Below are 20,079 nucleotides of genomic sequence, written 5' to 3' on the forward strand. Positions count from 1 at the left end.
GTCAAATCACCCGCTCGGCGCGCAGCGCCGCGATCTGCAGCGGCGTATAGCCCAGCTGCGACAGCACCTCGTCCGTGTGTTCTCCCAGCAGCGGCGAGCGGCGCACCTCGGTCGGGCTGTCGGACAGCTTGATCGGATTGCCCACCGTGAGATAGCTGCCCCGTTCCGGATGCTCGACCTCGACGATGGTGCCGGTGGCGCGCAGCGACGGTTCCTCGGCGATCTCCTTCATCGACAGGATCGGGCCGCAAGGGATGTCGTACTGGTTCAGCACATCCATCACGTCGAACTTGGTGTGCTGCTTCGTCCACTCCTCGACCGTGGCGAAGATCTCCATCAGGCGCGGCAGGCGCGCGCGCGGCGTGGCGAAGTCCGGGTGCGCAATCCACTCCTCGCGCCCGATCACCTTGCAGATCGCCGGCCACACGGCCGCCTGCGCGATGAAATAGATGTAGGCGTTGGGATCGTCTTCCCAGCCCCGGCACTTGAGGATCCAGCCCGGCTGGCCGCCGCCGGACGCGTTGCCGGCGCGCGGCACGGACGTGCCGAAGCTGCCTTCCGGGTATTGTGGATATTCCTCCATCACGCCCGTGCGTTCGAGGCGCTGCTGGTCGCGCAGCTTGACGCGGCACAGGTTCAGCACGGCATCCTGCATCGCCGTCAGCACGCGCTGGCCGCGGCCCGTGCTCGTGCGCTGGTACAGCGCGGTAACGATGCCCAGGGCGAGATGCAGGCCGCTGCCGCTGTCGCCGATCTGGGCGCCCGTCACCACGGGCGGGCCGTCGTCGAAGCCGGTGGTGGAGGCGGAGCCGCCCGTGCACTGGGCGACGTTCTCGTACACCTTGCAGTGTTCGTAGGGGCCGGGGCCGAAACCCTTCACGGAGGCGACGATCATGCGCGGGTTCAGCTGCTGGATGCGCTCCCAGGTAAAGCCCATGCGGTCCAGCGCGCCCGGCGCGAAGTTCTCGACCAGCACGTCGCAGTCGCGGATCAGCGTCTCCAGCACCTCCTTGCCGGCCGGGTGCTTGGCGTCGAGCGTGATCGAGCGCTTGTTGTGGTTGAGCATCGTGAAGTACAGGCTGTCCACGCCGGGAATGTCGCGCAGTTGGGCGCGCGTGGCGTCGCCCTCGCCGGCGCGCTCGACCTTGATGACGTCGGCGCCGAACCAGGCCAGCAGCTGGGTACACGTGGGGCCCGACTGGACGTGGGTGAAATCGAGAACGCGAACGCCTTCCAGTGCCTTGCTCATGCCCGTCTCCTCGGATGTTTTATGCGTACTCGGCAGCGGGGCGCGCCGGTGCCGGGCCATCTTATCGAAACAATCACGAATCACCACTTGACCGCGATCAAGATTTACAAAATGCGGATCAGATCAGAACAGGGTTTCCAGCGCGCCGGACGCGCTGCCGTCGTAGCCGGGCAAGCCGTCCAGCACGGTGCGGAAGGCGGCGCTCTCCAGCGCCGCGCGCACGGCGGCCAGCAGCGGCGTGGCCAGGGCCGTCTTGTCGCAGGCGAGGAAGTAGCGTTCGCGGCAGACGGGGATGAAGTCGAGGTCGAAGCGCCGCGCCGCCGTCTCCACGCCGAAGCTGACGTCGGCCATGCCACTCGCCACGTAGGCCGCCACCGCCGCATGCGTGAATTCGGCGCTGTCGAAGCCGGCGATGCGCGATGGGTCGAGCGCGCGGTCGGCCAGCAGCAGTTCCAGCAGCACGCGGGTGCCGGAACCATGCTGGCGGTTGACGAAGCGCAGGTCGGGACGCACGAGGTCGTCCAGCCCCGCTACCCCCTTCGGATTGCCCCTTCCGACGAACAGGCCCTGCTGGCGGCAGGCCAAGTGCAGGAAGGCGTGGCGCGCCGGGTCCAGCCACTGGCGATGCGCGGCGACGGCAGCCGGTTCGAACTGGCCGACGGGCAGGTGGAAGCCGGCCAGGTCGCACTCGCCCCTGGCCAGCGCCGCCACGGCTTCCGTGCTGCTGCGGTACTTGATGTCGACCGTGACGCCGCCCTCGCCCAGCTGCGTGACGAGGGCCGCCACCGCGAAGCCGTGCGAGGCGGTCAGGCGCAGCACCTGGGCATCGGCGGCCAGCACACGCGCCAGTTCCTGCTGCAGTTCGGACGCCAGGCTGTCCAGCAGGGGACTCAGGCGGGCGCTGATGCGGCGGTCGGCCCAGATCAGTTTTTCCGCCAGCGGCGACAGCAGCGTGCCCTGGCCGCGCACCTTGTGCACCAGGCGCGCGCCGAACTGCTCGCCGAACTGCTCCAGCAAACCCCAGGCGTGGCGGTAGGACATGCCGCAGGCCGCCGCGGCCTTGCTGATGCTGCCGGTCTCGCTCACGGCCGTCAGCAAGGCCAGGAGCGCAGGCAGGGCGACGGGCGTGCCGCGGGCATCGCGCAGGATCCAGTCGGGGCGGATATCGACCTTCAGCATATGCAAATCATTTCCTATTGATTCAACATTTTGCGGGTGCTAGGCTGGATTTATAACACCAAACCGGGCCGGCATATGTTCGACCGAACATGAGCGGGCTTCAAAGGAGACACGATGAACGCACAGCCTGCCCCCGCCGCCGGCGGTTTCACCATCGATATCACCAGTCACCTCGCCGCCATCCTCGACGAGCACGACACGCGCCAGGACCAGCTGCTGCCCGTGCTGCACGCGCTGCAGGACCGCATCGGCTTCGTTCCGCCCGATGCCGTGCCGGCCATCGCCGAACACTTCAACCTGTCGCGCGCCGAAGTCCACGGCGTGATCACGTTCTACCACCACTTCAGGAGCAGCGCGCCGGCGCGCCGCACGGTGCAGCTGTGCCGCGCCGAAGCCTGCCAGAGCATGGGCGCCGACCGCCTGCTGGCGCATGCGCAGCAGGCGCTCGGTTGCGGCCTGCACGAACACAGCGCCGACGGCGCCTTCGCGCTGGAGCCCGTGTACTGCCTGGGCCTGTGCGCCAGCTCGCCCGCCATGAGCATCAACGGCGTGCCCTTCGCCCGCGTGACGCCGGCGCGCTTCGACCGGCTGGTCGCGGACGCCGGCACCCAATCCACCACCCAAGCCGCCACGGAGGCCGCATGAGCACGCGCATCTACGTTCCCTGCGATTCCGCCGCGCTGGCGGTCGGTGCCGACGACGTCGCCGCCACCGTCGCGGCCGAGGCGGCGCGGCGCGGCGTCGACGTCGAGATCGTCCGCAACGGCACGCGCGGCCTGCTGTGGCTGGAACCGCTGGTCGAGATCGACACGCCGGCCGGCCGCATCGGCTTCGGTCCCCTCGATGCCGCCGACGTGCCCGCCCTGTTCGACGCCGGCTTCCACACGGGCGTGGGCGACCATCCGCTGTGCCTCGGCCTCGTCGAAGACATCCCCTACCTGGCGCGCCAGCAGCGCCTGACGTTTTCCCGCATCGGCATCACCGACCCGCTGTCGCTGGACGACTACGAAGCCCACGGCGGCTTTCGCGGCCTGCGCAACGCCTTGCTGATGGCGCCGTCCGAGATCGTGGCCGCCGTCACCAGCTCCGGCCTGCGCGGACGCGGCGGCGCCGCCTTCCCCACGGGGATCAAGTGGAACACGGTGCTCAAGGCTCCGGGCACGGAAAAATACATCGTCTGCAATGCCGACGAGGGCGATTCCGGCACCTTCGCCGACCGCATCGTGATGGAGAGCGATCCGTACATGCTGGTCGAGGGCATGACGATCGCCGGCATCGCCGTGGGCGCCACGCGCGGCTACATCTACGTGCGCAGCGAATACCCGCATGCGATGGCGCGCCTGGAAGCGGCCATCGACAAGGCACGCCAGGCGGGTTTCCTGGGCCGCAGCCTGCTCAGCACGGGCCGCACCTTCGAGCTCGAGGTGCGCAAGGGCGCCGGCGCCTACATCTGCGGCGAGGAGACGGCGCTGCTGGAAAGCCTGGAGGGAAAACGCGGCATCGTGCGCGCCAAGCCGCCGCTGCCCGCGCTGGCCGGCCTGTTCGGCAAGCCCACCGTGATCAACAACGTGCTGTCGCTGGCCGCCGTGCCCCTGATCCTCGACAAGGGCGCCCAGTACTACCAGGACTACGGCATGGGCCGCTCGCGCGGCACGCTGCCCGTGCAGCTGGCCGGGAACATCAAGCACGGCGGCCTGATCGAGCTGGCGTTCGGTGTCACGCTGCGCGAGATCCTGTACCACTTCGGCGGCGGCAGCGCCTCGGGCCGTCCCATCAAGGCCGTGCAGGTGGGCGGTCCGCTCGGCGCCTACCTGCCGGAATCGCAGTGGGACACGCCGCTCGACTACGAAGCGTTCGCCGCGCTGTGGGCGGTGCTGGGCCACGGCGGCATCGTCGTGCACGACGACAGCGCGGATCTGGCGCAGCTGGCGCGCTACGCGATGGAATTCTGCGCCGCCGAATCCTGCGGCAAGTGCACGCCTTGCCGCATCGGTTCCACGCGCGGCGTGGAAGTCATCGACAAGATCCGCGCCGGCCACCAGCGCGCGCAACAGGTCGTGCTGCTGCGCGACTTGTGCGACACGATGCTGAACGGTTCGCTGTGCGCGATGGGCGGCATGACACCGTACCCGGTCCTGTCCGCGCTGAACCACTTCCCCCAAGACTTCGGCCAGCCTGGCGCAGACCAGCAAGCCGCCTGAGGAGACGACGATGATCGAAACCATACTGACCCGCGACCTGGGCACGCCGCCGCCCGCGTTCGTGGAAGCCGCCACCGAATTCGTCACGCTCACCATCGACGACCGCCAGGTGACCGTCCCGCTGGGTACATCCGTGATGCGCGCCGCCGCCCTCTCGGACATCAACATCCCGAAGCTGTGCGCCACCGACAGCCTGGAACCGTTCGGCTCCTGCCGCCTGTGCCTCGTCGAGATCGAGGGCCGGCGCGGCTATCCCGCCTCCTGCACGACGCCGGCCGAACAAGGCATGGTCGTGCGCACGCAATCGCCCAAGCTGCAGCAGCTGCGCAAGGGGGTGATGGAGCTGTACATCTCCGACCACCCGCTCGACTGCCTGACCTGCCCGGCGAACGGCAATTGCGAGTTGCAGGACATGGCCGGCGTGACGGGCCTGCGCGAAGTACGCTACGGCTACGAGGGCGAGAACCACCTGAAGCTCGCGAAGGACGAATCGAACCCCTACTTCACCTTCGATTCCTCGAAGTGCATCGTGTGCAACCGCTGCGTGCGCGCCTGCGAGGAAACGCAGGGCACGTTCGCACTGACGATTTCCGGGCGCGGCTTCGACTCGCGCGTCTCGGCCGGCCAGAACCAACCGTTCATGGAATCGGAATGCGTGTCCTGCGGCGCCTGCGTGCAGGCCTGCCCGACCGCCACGCTGCAGGAAAAGACCGTCATCATGCTGGGCCAGGCCGAGCACAAGGTGACGACCACCTGCGCCTATTGCGGCGTCGGTTGCTCGCTGACGGCGGAAATGAAGGGCAGCGAAGTGGTGCGCATGGTGCCCGCCAAGGACGGCAAGGCCAATGAAGGCCATGCCTGCGTGAAGGGCCGCTTCGCCTGGGGCTATGCCACGCACAAGGACCGCATCCTGAAGCCCATGATCCGCGCGAAGATCACGGACCCGTGGAAGGAGGTCAGCTGGGACGAGGCGCTCGACTACGCCGCCTCCGAGTTCAAGCGCATCCAGGCGAAGTACGGCCGCGACGCCATCGGCGGCATCGTCTCCTCGCGCTGCACCAACGAGGAAGGCTACCTGGTGCAGAAACTCGTGCGCGCCGCGTTCGGCAACAACAACGTCGACACCTGCGCCCGCGTGTGCCACTCGCCCACCGGCTACGGCCTGAAGCAGACGCTGGGCGAATCGGCCGGCACGCAGAGCTTCAAGTCGATCGAGCACTGCGACGTGGTGATGGTCATCGGCGCCAACCCCACCGACGGCCACCCCGTGTTCGGTTCGCGCATGAAGAAACGATTGCGCCAGGGCGCGAAGCTGATCGTCGTCGACCCGCGCCGCATCGACCTGATCAAGTCGCCGCACGTGCGCGCCGACGTCCACCTGCAGCTGCGGCCCGGCACCAACGTGGCGCTGCTGTCCGCGCTGGCCCACGTGATCGTCACGGAAGGCTTGCTGGCGGAACGCTTCATCGCCGAACGCTGCGAGGAACGGGCGTTTGCTCAATGGCGCGATTTCGTCGCGCGGCCGGAACAATCGCCGGAAGCGACCGAGGACGTCACCGGCGTGCCGGCGCGGCTGGTGCGCGAAGCGGCGCGCCTGTACGCGACGGGTGGCAATGCCGCGATCTTCTACGGCCTGGGCGTCACGGAACATGCGCAGGGTTCCACTGCGGTGATGGCCATCGCCAACCTGGCGATGGCGACGGGGAACGTGGGACGCGAAGGCGTGGGCGTGAACCCGCTGCGCGGCCAGAACAACGTGCAGGGCTCGTGCGATATCGGCTCCTTTCCGCACGAGCTGCCGGGCTACCGCCACGTGTCCGACGGCACCGTGCGCGGCCTGTTCGAGCAGGCCTGGGGCGTGCCCCTGCAGGCGGAACCGGGCCTGCGCATCCCGAACATGTTCGAGGCCGCGCTGGACGGCAGCTTCCTGGGCCTGTACTGCCAGGGCGAAGACATCGTGCAGTCCGACCCGAACACGCAGCACGTGACGGCCGCCCTGCAGGCGATGGAATGCGTGGTGGTGCAGGACATCTTCCTGAACGAGACGGCCAAGTTCGCCCATGTGCTGCTGCCCGGCTCCTCGTTCCTGGAAAAGGACGGCACCTTCACCAATGCCGAGCGGCGCATCTCGCGCGTGCGCAAGGTGATGCCGCCGCGCGCCGGCTATGCCGACTGGGAAGTGACGGTGGCGCTGTCGAACCGCCTGGGCTACCCGATGCACTACACGCATCCGTCCCAGATCATGGACGAGATCGCCCTTCTGACGCCCACCTTCGCTGGCGTCAGCTACCGGCGGCTCGATGAACTGGGCAGCATCCAGTGGCCCTGCAACGACGCCGCACCGGAAGGCACGCCGACGATGCACATCGACGCATTCGTGCGCGGCAAGGGCCGCTTCATCATCACCCAGTACGTGGGCACGTCGGAAAAGGTGACGCGCAAGTATCCGTTGATCCTGACCACGGGCCGCATCCTGTCGCAGTACAACGTGGGGGCGCAGACGCGGCGCACGGAGAACGTGCGCTGGCATGCGGAGGACCGCCTCGAGATCCATCCGCACGATGCGCAGGAGCGCGGCATCAAGGAAGACGACTGGGTCGGCATCGAAAGCCGCGCCGGCGCCACGGTGCTGCGCGCGCTCGTCACGGAACGGATGCAGCCGGGCGTCGTCTACACGACCTTCCACTTCCCGGAATCGGGCGCCAACGTGATCACGACGGAGAATTCGGACTGGGCCACCAACTGCCCCGAGTACAAGGTGACGGCGGTGCAGGTGATGCCGGTGCAGCAGCCGTCCGAATGGCAGCAGCAGTACCGGCGCTTCAACGACACCCAGCTGCAGCTGGCCGATGCCAACGTCACGGCGTGAAAGGACGACGATGAATATCGACCACCTGGTCACGATGGCCAACCAGATCGGCACCTTCTTCGCGTCCTTCCCGGACCGCGAGGAAGCGCATGCGGGCATCGCCACCCACCTGGAACGCTACTGGGCGCCGCGCATGCGCGTGAAGCTGTACGAGCATGTGGACAGCACGCGCGGGCTCGGGCTCGATCCGATCGTGCTGTCGGCGATCGCGGTGCAGCGCGGGCTGCACGAACTGCCGGTCGCGGAGAATACCTCGGTGCCGAAAGACGAGGATACGGGAGGGGATGCCGGATGAAAAAATGGTGGGCATGTGATGCCCACCATGTATGACGTGAAACCTCGGCTGCTTACGCGGCGACGCCCGCCTCGTGCGCCTGCTGGTCCGCGTGGTACGAGGAACGCACCATCGCGCCCACGGCCGCGTGCACGAAGCCCATCTCGTAGGCCTTTTCCTCGAACATCTTGAACGTGTCCGGGTGCACGTAGCGGCGCACTGGCAGGTGCGAGTTCGACGGGGCCAGGTACTGGCCGATGGTCAGCATGTCGATGTCGTGCGCGCGCATGTCGCGCATGACCTCCAGGATTTCCTCGTCGGTCTCGCCCAGGCCGACCATCAGGCCGGACTTGGTGACGGCGTTCGGGTACTTGGCCTTGAAGTCGCGCAGCAGCACCAGCGAGTGCTGGTAGTCGGCGCCCGGGCGTGCTTCCTTGTACAGGCGCGGTACGGTTTCCAGGTTGTGGTTCATCACGTCCGGCAAGCCGTCGGCGAAGATGTTCAGCGCCTTTTCCAGGCGGCCGCGGAAGTCCGGCACCAGCACTTCGATCTTGGTGTTCGGCGACAGCGCGCGGGTCTTCTGGATGCACTCGACGAAGTGGCCGGCGCCGCCGTCGCGCAGGTCGTCGCGGTCCACCGAGGTGATCACGACGTAGGACAGGCGCAGGTCGGCGATGGTCTTGGCCAGGTTGCCCGGCTCGTTGACGTCGAGCGGGTCCGGGCGGCCGTGGCCGACGTCGCAGAACGGGCAGCGGCGGGTGCACTTGTCGCCCATGATCATGAAGGTCGCGGTGCCCTTGCCGAAGCATTCGCCGATGTTCGGGCAGCTGGCTTCCTCGCACACGGTCACCAGGTTGTTGGCGCGCAGGATGTCCTTGATCTCGTAGAAGCGCGACGAGGCGGTGGCGGCCTTCACGCGGATCCAGTCCGGCTTCTTGAGACGCTCATGCTGCTCGATCGGCACGATCTTGATCGGGATGCGCGACGTCTTGCTCGCGCCCTTCTGCTTTTCGCTGGCGTTGTAGGCTGCTGCTGCGGCGGTGCCGGTATCGATTTCGGAAGTCATATGGCTCTCTGCCCCGGTGGGCTTCAGTTGGGCTATCAGTTTGCGTCGATCGTTGCGGGCTGCGCCTCGGACGGCGCCGTCGAAAGATGGTGGACCAGCGCGCGCGCCAGCGCCTGCTGCACGTCGGCCAGCGGCGCTTCGACGCCCATGGTGCGCATGTCCACCGTGGCCAGCCCGGAATAGCCGCACGGGTTGATCCACGTGAAAGGAGACAGGTCCATCGCGACGTTCAGCGACACGCCGTGGTAGGTGCAGCCGTTGCCGCGCACCTTCAGGCCCAGCGCGGCGATCTTGGCGCCCGCATGGCCGCGGGACTGCGGTCCCTTGGCGATATAGATGCCGGGTGCGCCTTCGACACGTTCACCTTCCAGATTATACGCCGCCAGCACGTCGATGACCGCCTGCTCGATCTTGTTCACGAACTGGCGCGCGTACAGCTTGCCGCCCGGCTTGTTGCGGCGCAGGTCCATCAGCAGGTAAATCACGACCTGGCCGGGGCCGTGGTACGTGACTTCGCCGCCGCGGTCGGTCTGCACGACGGGCACGGCATGGGCCGGCACGCCGGGACCGGACAGCAGATGGCCGCGGTCGGCGCCCAGGCCCAGCGTGAACACGGGCGGATGCTCGACGATCCACAGTTCGTCGGGCGTGTCGGGGGTGCGCGCATCGGTAAAGAGGCGCATCTCGGCGAAGACGGGTTCGTAGTCGGCGCGGCCAAGCTCGCGGATGACCGGAGCGGCGGGACGGTTCGCTTGCATGAGGTATGGTCGGGGGCTGGTGTGCCCCGTCATTATAAGCCAGCCTGATGGCCTGCGCTGCAAGGCCCCGGCGGGCGGGGGCTTGCAGGCCCTGGATACAACGTTTACAGGACGATCTTGACCATCGGGTGGCCCGACAGTTCGCGGTAAATGTTGTCGAGCTGCTCACGGCTGGTGGCGCGCACCGTCAGCGTCAGGCCGATGTAGTTGCCGTTCGACGAAGGGCGCATCTCGACCTTGCCCGCGTGGAAAGTCGGGTCGTGGGCGACCACCACGTCGACGATGGTGGCGGCGAACTCGTCGTGCGTCGCGCCCATCACCTTGATGGGGAAGTCGCTGGGGTATTCGATGAGGGATTCTTTCCGGTCCATGGCCGCTCCTGTGTCAAAAATGCATTATTAGCCCGGCCCACATGGGCGAGGCCGACATTATCCTGCAAACGACGTAGGGTGGACAGCTTCGCCGTCCACGCGTTCCACGGCAGAAAGACCGTTGCGGCAATGCACCGCCGCTCGAACGCGTGGACAGCAGAGCTGTCCACCCTACGCATTTCTCCACGTATATGGGAACGCTTTCCCCGGTTTCAACGTTCCTGCTGGTGCCGGCCGCGGTTGTCCGTGTGCGCACGGCCGCCGTCGCCGCGGGGCGGCGGCGCGGGTGCCACGGCCTGTGCAGGCGGCGGGCTCGGACGTGCCGCCGGGGCGGGTGCCGGCGCGGGCGCCGGCACGGGCGGCGCGGCACGCGCAGGGCCGCCGAAGTCGCCGCGGTGCGGACGGTCGGGGCGCGGTTCCGGCCGCGATTCAGGACGCGGTTCTGGCCGGAATTCGGGACGCGATTCGGGCCGCGATTCGGGCCGCTCGAACCGCGGCACCGGCTGCGCGGCCTGCGGCGGGGCTGAAACGGCGGCCACGGGAACCGACGGCGGCGCCGTCTGGATCGAGGCCGGACGGTTGGGGCGCGGCTCGCCCATGCGGTCGCCACGGTCGCCGCGGTTGAACCGGTCCGGCCGGCCGTCGCCATCCGTGTCGCGGCGCCAGCCCGGACGGTTCTGCCACTGTTCCGGCACGCCCTGCTGCGGCGTCGGGCCGATGCCGTTCAGCGGCTGCGGACCGCCGGGCGGCAAGGGCTGCGGCGACTGGCGCGGCGGCGGGCTGGTGATCGTCAGCGGCTGCGGCGACTGGTGCGGCGTCGGGCTGACGATGCCCTGCGGCCGGACCGGTGTTGCCGGCGCCACCAGGCCCGGCGCGGGCGCGGCGCCGCCGACCTGGGCGACCTGGCCCGGCCGCGGGCGGCCGACGAAGCCGTCGCGGCCATCGACGCCATCGCGGTCGTTGCTGCTGGTCTCGATGACGCCACGGCCGCGGTGCGGCCGGCCGTCGACCTGCACATCCGGGCGTGGATCGGGACGGACATCGGGACGCATGCCCGGACGGATATCAGGACGGAAATCAGGACGGAAATCGGGACGCCCGTCGGGGCGCGACGGCCGCGGCGGCCGGTTCGGCGGCGCCGGCGGCGCGCCGGCCGGGGCGTTGTGCACCAGTATCGGCGGCACGGTGGCGATGGGTGCGCGCGGTACGTTGACGCGGCCCGGACGGCCGAACTGCTCGCGCGGCACGACGGTCAAGCCGGGCGGGCGGTAGTCGCGCGGACGGCGCGGATCGGGGCGCACGTGCGCATTCCACCATGCCGTGCGCGCGGCCGAGGCGCGCCAGCTCGGCACGAAGCGGTCGTGCGGCGTGAGCGGGTACCAGCCCGAGGCCGGATGGCGGTTGCGGTCGCGGAACGCGACGTTCCAGCCGGCGCCGCCGACCCAGCCGACCAGCGCGGGCGCCCACACGGGGCGCTCGTGGCGCGGTCCGCGGCGTCCCGGCGCCCAGGCCCAGCGGTTGCGCACCTGCACCCAGCGGCCGTAGTGGAACGGCGCATAGCCCCAGGGCGCATTGTCGACCCAGGTCCAGCCCCAGGGGTCGAGCCAGGTCCAGCTGCCGTCGCGGTACGGCACCCAGGTCGAGGCCACGGTCGGGGTCCACAGGGGGCCGTAGTCCTCGCTGGTGCTCCAGCTGCCGTAGCGGTCCAGGTCTTCGTAGCCCGTCATCTCGGGAGTGACGTAGCGTGCGGACGCCGCGTTGTCCTGCAGCCGGTCGCGCGCCGCGGCCCAGTCGTCGAAGCCGTCGCGCACGGCGGCCAGCGTGCGCACGTCGATGTCGCCCAGCTCGGCGCGGCGGCCGGCGCGCACCGTCAGCTGCGAACCGCCCGCCTCGACCTGGGCGGCGCCGTCGAACACGGTCACGAAGCTGGTGTCGCGCACGCGCTCGGCGTCCACGCGCAGGCGGCCGGGCTGGTCCAGGCGGATGCGCGCCTGCGGGGTCTCGAGTTCGAAGCCCTGCACGACGTCCGCATTGACCACGCGGATGCTGGCGCTGCCGTGGTGCAGGCGCAGGCGCATGGTGTAGTCGTCGAGCTGCAGCACCTCGAGCGAAGAGTCGCCGTCCAGGCGGATCGAGGTCGAGCCCACCTGCACCTCGGTGCGCCCGTTGGCCGCCGTGGCCAGCATGCTGCCCGTGGTGACGGGCCAGTTGATCTGGGCGGCGGACAATTCGGCGCCGACCTCGCTGCCGACGCTCACCTGGCCCTGGATGACGGCAAGGCGGCCGACCCGCGCCGGCGGCTCGGCATTGGAGGATGCGTCGATCGTCTCGGCGTAGTCGTCGTCGGAAGCGGTCGACACGGTCGACTGGGCAGTGGCAGGCGCGACGGCCAGGGCCGACAAGGTGGCGAGGGCCAGCAGCGTCGCCGCTTTCCTCATGGGGTGGTGGGGCATCGTTCTCTCCAGTCTCCGCACTGCATGATCGTGGGTGTCGTAGGACGCAGGCCGTCTACCTGATTACAACGCACGAGCGTGCGTACAGACTACACGCGTTACAAAACGTTGCGAAATACGGAACAGCGGCTACGTGACGCCGGATGCGTCAGGCCGCATGCCCGCGCTTGACGAAGAACAGCAGGCTGCCCATCACCATCAGCACGGCGCCGAAGAAACGGTTCTGGATTATCACGGCACGCGCGTCGCGGAACCAGCGCTGCATCGACGAGGCCAGGAAGGCATAGCCGTGCATGACGGTGGTGTCGATGGTGACCATGGTCGCGCCCAGGATCGCGAGCTGCGGCAGCACCGGCGCGTCCTTCGAGATGAATTGCGGCAGCACGGCGACCATGAAGATGATGCCCTTCGGATTGGTGGCGTTGGTGAGGAAGCCGGTCATCACGCGCCGGCCGAACGACGGGTGCGCGGCCATGCCCGAGGTCGACACGCTGGGGCCTTCCGCCTTGGCGCGCCACTGGCCGATGCCGAGCCAGATCAGGTACAGGGCGCCCACGGTCTTGACGACCGTGAAGGCCAGTTCCGACGCCATCAGCAGGGAGCCGACGCCGGCGCCGGCGATCACCAGCACGAGGATCAGGCCCAGTTGCAATCCCAGCACGGTGGCGCTGGCCTTCTTCAATCCGTAGGCCAGGCCGTGCGACATCGACAGCACGGCGCCCGAACCGGGAGAAATGGCGATCAGGATGCCGGCGATGACGAAGCCGATCCAGGTAGCGAAAGTCATGCTGGCAGGGGAATAAGGAATTCGGGGAAAGGGAAATGCGGGCATGGCACGCAGCACCCGGCGACGCCGGTGGCTGCGGCCAGCCGCAGGCACTGCTTACTTCTTCTTCGGATTGACGGCGCCCTTCAGGGTCGCGCCGGCAGCGAAGCGCGGCGTCTTCGACGCAGCGATCTTGATCACTTCGCCGGTTGCCGGGTTGCGGCCCTTGCGAGCAGCGCGCTTGGTGACCGAGAACGTGCCGAAGCCGGTGATGCCGACCGTGTCGCCTTTTTTCAGGCGCTCGGTGATGATGTCGATGATGGTGTTCACTGCATCGTTCGCAGCGGCGCCCGACATCTCGGTACGCTTCGCAAATTCAGCGATCAGTTCGCCTTTTTTCATAAATCCTCCGGGTTGAAAGAGCCGGAAGATTAGCATAATTAATTGCCATATGTAATCCAAATACAAGGCCCGGCGCGCCGTAGGCCCTGTACTGGCGGGGTTTGTGCGATCTGGCCGCCGTCGAACCCCGGATCCGCGCGGTGTCAGGCCGCCGACGGCACCGTTTCCGCACCGCCCAGGCGCAGGCGCAGGGCGGCGTTGATCAGGGTCTGGTAGCCGGTGCCCGTGCGTTCGGCGCGCGAACGGAACTCGTCCAGCACTTCGTCGTCGAGGTAGATCGTGATACGGGTCTTGCGCTTGGGCGGACGCGCACGGCGGCGCGGCGCGGTCGGCAGGTCGAACTTGGCGAGGTCGGCGATGTTGCTGGACATGGGCATCTCTCCTTCAGGTCTGGGAAAGGCTGCTGCACCGCAGCCGATGTTGGCAATATACGTATGCGCGCGCGCTCGTGCCCGCGAAAAGCGACGGGATGCAGTTTTCCGGGGTTGAAACGCAAATAAGAGGAATGAGCAGCCCCGGGCGCGCCCGAAGCGTGTGCAGCGGCGGGCGCCGCCTCGGTTAAGATGTGGTCAACTTGATATTTGTTTAGGAGTGGTACATGGCTGCAGGAAGCTTGCTCGCGCTGATCGACGATATCGCCAGCGTCCTCGACGACGTCGCCCTGATGAGCAAGGTGGCGGCCAAGAAGACGGCCGGCGTGCTCGGCGATGACCTGGCGCTGAACGCCCAGCAGGTGACAGGCGTGAACGCCGACCGCGAATTGCCCGTCGTCTGGTCGGTCGCCAAGGGCTCGCTGCGCAACAAGGCGATCCTGGTGCCGGCGGCGCTGGCCATTTCCGCTTTCCTGCCGCAGGCGATCACGCCCCTCCTGATGATCGGCGGCGCCTTCCTGTGCTTCGAGGGCTTCGAGAAGCTGGCGCACAAATTCCTGCACAGCGACGCGGAAGATGCGGCCCACGAAGAGGAACTCGCCGCCGCGCTGGCCGCAGGCAGCGACATGCGGACGGTGGAGCAGGACAAGATCAAGGGCGCCGTGCGCACCGACTTCATCCTGTCGGCCGAGATCATCGTGATCGCGCTGGGCGTGGTCAACGAGCAGAACACCTCGTTCGGCGCCCAGGTCGCCGCCCTCGTCGCGGTGGCGCTCGCGATGACGGTCGGCGTGTATGGCATCGTGGCCCTGATCGTCAAGATCGACGACGCCGGCCTGTACCTGAGCAGGAAGGCCAGCGGCTTCGCCCGGGGGATCGGCCGCATGCTGCTGGCGGCCGCCCCGCGCCTCATGAAGACCCTGTCGGTGGTGGGCACGGCGGCCATGTTCATGGTCGGCGGCGGCATCATCGGCCATGCGGTCGAGCCGCTGCACCACCTGGCGGAAAGCGCGGCGCACGCGGTGGCCGGCGTGCCCGTCGTCGGCGGCCTGCTGGCGGCCGTGGCGCCGACCGTCGTCGATGCCGTCGCCGGCGTCGTGATCGGCGCCGTCGTGCTGGCCGTGGTCACGCTGGTACAGCGCCTGCGCGGACGCAAGGCCGATCACTAAGTACTATCCACAACTCCCGTTTCCACGGCCGGGCATGCGCACCCGGCTGGTGCAGTTCCCCGTCCTTTCCCTCCCGCACGCACCGCCGTGCGGCATACCTTCCCGATACCGCACCACGGCGAACGACCGCCCGTCATACTTGCTGTTGCACATTTACATCCATACAAATTGAATGGATTGACAACAGGAATACGGTCCAGTCAGTATCAATACGGGCTTGCCACCATACGAGCCCATGGACAGCGCGGCGCACCGACCGGTAACGCCGCGGCAGCGTCCGCATCTCGCCGCCGCCGGCAACGCTGGAGGAGGCGCCCGACCAGGGAACAGGAGAACGCCGTATCGCATGCATGCCGGCCGGTTTCCCACGGCCAGGCGCCAGACCAGAATAAGGACAAGAGATGCAACAACGATTTGCGCCGGAAAAAACCGTACTCGCCGTCTCCATCGCCGCCCTGTTCGGCGCGATGGTCCCCGCCCAGGCCCAGGACACGGGCGCCGCCGAAGGCAACGCCGCCACCGTGGTCGTCACCGGTACCCGCGTGGCCAACCGCACCGCCCTCGACACCGCCTCCCCCGTCGACATCATCTCGGCCGACACGCTGAAGACCACCGGTTCCACGGAGCTGAACCAGGCGCTATCCGTCGCCCTGCCCTCGCTGAACTTCCCGCGCCCGGCGCTTACCGACGGCACGGACACGATCCGCCCGGCCACCCTGCGCGGCATGGCGCCGGACCAGAGCCTCGTGCTGGTCAACTCGAAGCGCCGGCACGCCTCCTCGCTGGTCAACCTGAACGGCAGCATCGGCCGCGGTTCGGCCGCCGTCGACCTGAACACGATCCCGTCCGCCATCGTCAAGAACATCGAGGTGCTGCGCGACGGCGCCGCCGCCCAGTACGGCTCGGACGCCATCTCGGGCGTCGTCAACGTGCGCCTGCGTACGGACCGCGACGGGGGCGAAGGCACCTTCACCTTCGGCGAGCGCAAGACCGAATACGACCTGTGGAACGACATTGCGCCGGCCGGCGCCACCTGGAGCGGACCGAACTCGCGCAAGCGCACCGACGGCCAGACCAAGACGGCCAGCGTCTGGAAAGGCCTGCCTTGGGGCGAGACGGGCTTTGTCACCATCGCGGCCGAATACAAGGACCAGCAGCACACGGAGCGCAGCGGCTACGACATGCGCCAGCAGTACGCCAAAGTGAACGGCGCCTTCGATCCGCGCGAGCTGACCATCAACCGCTTCAACGCCTGGTACGGCGACCCGGAAATGCAGCAGAAGACCGTGTTCGTCAACGCCGGCAACACCCTGGCCAACGGCGTCAAGGTCTACGGCTGGTCCAGCTACCAGCTGCGCGATGCCGAATCGGCCGGCTACTTCCGCCTGCCGCAGGATGCGCGCAACGTGCCGTCGATCTACCCGGACGGCTTCCTGCCGATCATCGCTCCCACCGTCGAGGACTTCAGCGCCGCCGCCGGCGCCAGCTGGACGATGGGAGAATGGGACCTGGACACCTCGCTCGTCTACGGCAAGAACCGGATGGACTACTCGATCGAGCACACGCTCAACGCCTCGATCGGACCCACGAGCAAGACCCAGTTCGACGCGGGCGGCTTCTCGTACAACCAGCTCGTCTACAACCTGACCGGCGTGCGCAAGTTCGACGTCAAGGGCCTGGCCTCGCCACTGAACCTCGCGATCGGCACCGAGGCGCGCCGCGAAGGCTACGAGATGCATGCGGGCGAACCGGACTCCTACCGTTCCGGCGGACGGCTCCTGGCCAACGGCACGCCGGCGGCGCCGGGCGCCCAGGTGTTCCCGGGCTTCCGTCCGTCCAACAACGTCAGCGCTTCGCGCACGGCGATCGGCGTGTTCGCCGACCTCGAGGCGAACGTCACCGACGCCTTCCTGGCCTCGGCGGCGGTGCGCGGCGAGCACTACAACGACTACGGCAGCAGCCTGGCCGGCAAGCTCTCGGGCCGCTACGACTTCAACAAGAACTTCGCGCTGCGCGGCTCGGTGCAGAACGGCTTCCGCGCGCCGTCGCTGCAGCAGCAGTACTTCACGTCGACGTCGACCAACTTCATCAACGGCGTCCCGTACGAGATCACGACCTTCAAGCCGAACGACCCGGTCGCCGTGGCGCTGGGCGCCAAGGAATTGAAGGCCGAGAAGTCGACCAACTTCTCGCTGGGCGCCGTGATGCGCTTCGCCCCGCTGAGCATCACCGTCGACGCCTACCGCATCAATATGCGCGACCGCATCGTGCTGTCCGAGAACCTGACCTCGACGGCGGTGCGCAACTATATCGTGGGCCAGGGCTTTGCCGGCGTGGGCGGCGGCCGCTTCTTCATCAACGGCGTGAACACCCGCACCGAAGGCGTGGACGTCGTCGCGAGCCTGCCGTGGAACGCGGGCGCCGCCGGGCGCTTCGACTTCACGCTGGCCGGCAACTTCAACCACACCGACGTGACGAAGGTACCGACCACGGCGCAGCTGGCCGCATTGAATCCCGCGCCGGTGCTGTTCGACCGCGTGAACGTGCTGACGCTGGAAAAAGGCCAGCCGAAGAACAAGGTCACGGCCAGCATGAACTGGAAGCTGGCGCAATGGGGCCTGACGGCGCGCGCCACCCGCTACGGCGAAGTGCTGGCCCCGGGCACCACGGCCGCCTTCGACTACGAACTGTCGGCCAGGACGATCGTCGACCTGGAAGCGCGCTTCGCCGCCACGCCCAAGCTGACGCTGGCCCTGGGCGCGGACAACGTCTTCGACAAGTACTCGGAAACGCTGCCGCCGTCGCTGAACACGACGGGCAACACGCCGTTCTCGAACTACACGCCGTTCGGCAACAACGGGCGCTACGTGTACGCGCGCGCGACGTACGCGTTCTAAGCCAACACGTCGTCCCTGCGAAGGCAGGGACCCAATTTCGCATGCGTCGTCGCAATGCAAACAACATTGGGTCCCTGCCTTCGCAGGGACGACGTTCATGCTTTTCCGTTTAAAATTCCTGTTTCGCCTCTCAACAGGAAGCCCCATGTCCCGCATCCGCCGCCACCTCGGCCTCGCCCTCCTCCTCGCATCGAGCACCGCCTTCTCCGCCACGCCCGCCTGGGTTGCGCGTAGCGACGCCTATACGCAGCCGGTCCTGAAGGACACGGGCAAGTACGTGCCCGAGGATGCCACCGAGCTGGGCGACGAGAGCTTCGACACGGCGGTGGTCGACCTCAAGCCGCGCTACTACGAGCGCGAGCTGGGCGACACGGAAAAGCGCCTGAAGGCGCTGCGCGTCCAGCGTGCGCGCGAACAGGATCCGAAGGTGCGCCAGGACCTCGACATCCTGATCGATTCGCGCGAAAAGAAAATCGCCACCATGAAGCTCGAGCACCAGTACCTGCTGAACTACATGAACGTGGGCGAACTCGTGTACGGCGGCCTGCGCGCCCTGCTCGACCCGCGCAACAAGCCGGAGCGACAGAAGCTGGCGCTGGTGCGCCTGAAGCGCTACGCCGGCAAGGAAGCGGGCTATACGCCCATCGCCCTGCTTGCGAAGGCGCGCGGCGAGGAACGCCTGGCCGACCGCAAGCTGATCGGCCCCTACGTGGGCGAGGTCGAGGAAGGCCTGAACAACAACGCCACCTACATGGATGGCATCGAGGAGCTGTTCAAGAAGGCCGGCGTGGCCGGCTGGGAAGCGGATTTCGCCGCATTGAAAAGCCAGGTGGCCGACTACGACGCCTGGGTGAAGGAGCACATCGTGCCGCGCGCGCGCAAGGAAGTGCGCCTGCCGGAAGCGCTGTACGTGAACCGCCTGGCCAACGTCGGTGTCGACATCGCGCCGGAACAGATGATCGAGCGCGCCGGCTTCGATTTCCAGGAAGTGCGCGACGAGATGCAGGTGGTGGCCAACGGCATCGCCGCGGACAGGAAGATGCTCACGTCCGACTACCGCGACGTGCTGCGCGAACTGAAGAAGACGTCGATTCCCGCCGACCAGCTGCTGCCCTACTACCGCGAGCGCCTGAAGGACATCGAGGGCATGATCCGCGCCCACGGCCTGGTCACGCTGCCGGAACGCGACGCGAACATCCGCGTGGCCACCGCCGCCGAGGCGGCGCGTTCGCCGGCCCCGTTCATGAGCCCCCCGCGCCTGATCGGCAACACGGGAGAATACGGCGAATTCGTGATCCCGCTGGCGAACCCGAACGCGAAGTCGAAGGACAAGATGAACGACTTCGACTTCACCGCCATGGCGTGGACGCTGGCCGCGCACGAGGCGCGTCCCGGCCACGAGCTGCAATTCGCCTCCATGGTCGAGCAAGGCATGTCGGTGGCGCGCGCCAGCTTCGCCTTCAACAGCACCAACGTCGAAGGCTGGGGCCTGTATTCCGAGGCGCTGATCCTGCCCTACATGCCGCCGGAAGGCCAGCTGGTGTCGCTGCAGGCGCGCCTGCTGCGCATGGCGCGCGCCCTGCTCGACCCGCAGATCAACCTGGGCCGCATGACGCCGCAGCAGGCCAAGGATTTCCTGATGCAGGAAGTGGTGCTGTCCGAGCCGTTCGCGCAATCGGAAGTCGACCGCTATTCCTACCGCAGCCCGGGCCAGGCCACGTCCTATTACTACGGCTACGTGAAACTGCGCTCGCTCAAGACGCTGGCCGAGATCGCACTGGGCAAGGATTTCGACCTGAAAGCGTTCAACGACTTCGTGATCGCCCAGGGCATCCTGCCGCCGGCACTGCTGAAGCAGGCTGTACTGGAAGATTTCATTCCGGCGCAGAAAGCCCGCGTGGCGGCCAAATAACGGGCTGCGCTATCCTGCGCCACGTGCGCGGGGAACCCGGTAAGGTTGTTCCATCTTTTCCGATCTTATGGAGGTTCTCATGCGCAAGATGATCCTGATGGCCATCGCTGGTTTCCTGTGGAAAAAATTCCAGTCGAAAGGC

16 protein-coding genes are annotated in these 20,079 nt (G+C 67.7%); 7 read left to right on the top strand and 9 right to left on the bottom strand.

From position 1 onward, the window contains the following. Window position 1: 1 nt before the first annotated feature. Entirely contained in the window at window positions 2-1,249 is a 1,248-nt protein-coding gene (frc, locus tag QPK32_RS20260; RefSeq protein WP_290414604.1) for a formyl-CoA transferase, read from the bottom strand. Between the two features lie 123 nt (window positions 1,250-1,372). Beyond that, on the bottom strand, window positions 1,373-2,428 hold the full coding sequence (locus QPK32_RS20265; protein WP_290414605.1) for a substrate-binding domain-containing protein: 1,056 nt from the start codon (window positions 2,426-2,428) through the stop codon (window positions 1,373-1,375). Between the two features lie 114 nt (window positions 2,429-2,542). Between QPK32_RS20265 and QPK32_RS20270 the strand changes: the two genes are divergently transcribed. Genes QPK32_RS20270 through QPK32_RS20285 form a run of 4 tightly spaced genes read left to right on the top strand, consistent with a single transcriptional unit; the run spans window position 2,543 to window position 7,793 of the window. Next, window positions 2,543-3,073 carry a formate dehydrogenase subunit gamma gene (locus QPK32_RS20270; protein WP_290414606.1) on the top strand — a complete coding sequence of 177 codons (531 nt, stop codon included), beginning with the start codon at window positions 2,543-2,545 and terminating at the stop codon, window positions 3,071-3,073. Next, entirely contained in the window at window positions 3,070-4,629 is a 1,560-nt protein-coding gene (locus QPK32_RS20275) for an NADH-quinone oxidoreductase subunit NuoF (RefSeq protein ID WP_290414607.1), read from the top strand. The genes QPK32_RS20270 and QPK32_RS20275 overlap by 4 nt, the downstream gene beginning before the upstream one ends. Before the next feature lie 10 nt (window positions 4,630-4,639). After that, entirely contained in the window at window positions 4,640-7,498 is a 2,859-nt protein-coding gene (gene fdhF, locus QPK32_RS20280) for a formate dehydrogenase subunit alpha (RefSeq protein WP_290414608.1), read from the top strand. A 10-nt stretch (window positions 7,499-7,508) separates the two neighbouring features. Then, the gene (locus QPK32_RS20285; RefSeq protein WP_290414609.1) at window positions 7,509-7,793 is read left to right on the top strand and encodes a formate dehydrogenase subunit delta; all 285 of its coding nucleotides are present in this window, start codon (window positions 7,509-7,511) and stop codon (window positions 7,791-7,793) included. A gap of 52 nt (window positions 7,794-7,845) precedes the next feature. Here the strand turns inward: QPK32_RS20285 and lipA are convergent, their stop codons facing one another. From lipA to QPK32_RS20320, 7 genes are all read right to left on the bottom strand, one after another. Continuing rightward, a complete protein-coding gene (gene lipA, locus QPK32_RS20290) occupies window positions 7,846-8,838 on the bottom strand; it encodes a lipoyl synthase (protein ID WP_290414610.1) in 993 nt (330 codons plus the stop codon). Between the two features lie 35 nt (window positions 8,839-8,873). Continuing rightward, window positions 8,874-9,596, bottom strand: coding sequence for a lipoyl(octanoyl) transferase LipB (gene lipB / locus QPK32_RS20295; protein WP_290414611.1), 723 nt, complete (start codon window positions 9,594-9,596; stop codon window positions 8,874-8,876). Window positions 9,597-9,700: 104 nt separating this feature from the next. Further along, a complete protein-coding gene (locus tag QPK32_RS20300; RefSeq protein WP_290414612.1) occupies window positions 9,701-9,967 on the bottom strand; it encodes a DUF493 family protein in 267 nt (88 codons plus the stop codon). Window positions 9,968-10,179: 212 nt separating this feature from the next. Further along, a complete protein-coding gene (locus QPK32_RS20305) occupies window positions 10,180-12,420 on the bottom strand; it encodes a DUF6600 domain-containing protein (protein WP_290414613.1) in 2,241 nt (746 codons plus the stop codon). A gap of 148 nt (window positions 12,421-12,568) precedes the next feature. Further along, complete coding sequence (locus QPK32_RS20310; RefSeq protein ID WP_290414614.1) at window positions 12,569-13,207, bottom strand: LysE family transporter; 639 nt, start codon at window positions 13,205-13,207, stop codon at window positions 12,569-12,571. Between the two features lie 96 nt (window positions 13,208-13,303). Further along, window positions 13,304-13,588 (bottom strand): HU family DNA-binding protein, encoded by a 285-nt coding sequence (locus QPK32_RS20315; protein WP_290414615.1) that lies wholly within the window; start codon window positions 13,586-13,588, stop codon window positions 13,304-13,306. A gap of 143 nt (window positions 13,589-13,731) precedes the next feature. Next, window positions 13,732-13,959 (bottom strand): BrnA antitoxin family protein, encoded by a 228-nt coding sequence (locus tag QPK32_RS20320; RefSeq protein WP_290414616.1) that lies wholly within the window; start codon window positions 13,957-13,959, stop codon window positions 13,732-13,734. A gap of 227 nt (window positions 13,960-14,186) precedes the next feature. On the opposite strand from QPK32_RS20320, the gene QPK32_RS20325 reads away from it, so the two are divergent. The 3 genes from QPK32_RS20325 (at window position 14,187) to QPK32_RS20335 (ending at window position 19,937) form a co-directional block, all read left to right on the top strand. Continuing rightward, window positions 14,187-15,128 carry a DUF808 domain-containing protein gene (locus QPK32_RS20325; RefSeq protein ID WP_290414617.1) on the top strand — a complete coding sequence of 314 codons (942 nt, stop codon included), beginning with the start codon at window positions 14,187-14,189 and terminating at the stop codon, window positions 15,126-15,128. A gap of 401 nt (window positions 15,129-15,529) precedes the next feature. Continuing rightward, complete coding sequence (locus QPK32_RS20330) at window positions 15,530-18,025, top strand: TonB-dependent siderophore receptor (protein ID WP_290414618.1); 2,496 nt, start codon at window positions 15,530-15,532, stop codon at window positions 18,023-18,025. Window positions 18,026-18,170: 145 nt separating this feature from the next. After that, window positions 18,171-19,937 carry a DUF885 domain-containing protein gene (locus QPK32_RS20335; protein ID WP_290414619.1) on the top strand — a complete coding sequence of 589 codons (1,767 nt, stop codon included), beginning with the start codon at window positions 18,171-18,173 and terminating at the stop codon, window positions 19,935-19,937. Window positions 19,938-20,079 lie beyond the last annotated feature (142 nt).

This window comes from Massilia sp. YIM B02763 (genome assembly GCF_030412015.1).
Taxonomy (GTDB): Bacteria; Pseudomonadota; Gammaproteobacteria; order Burkholderiales; family Burkholderiaceae_D; genus Telluria.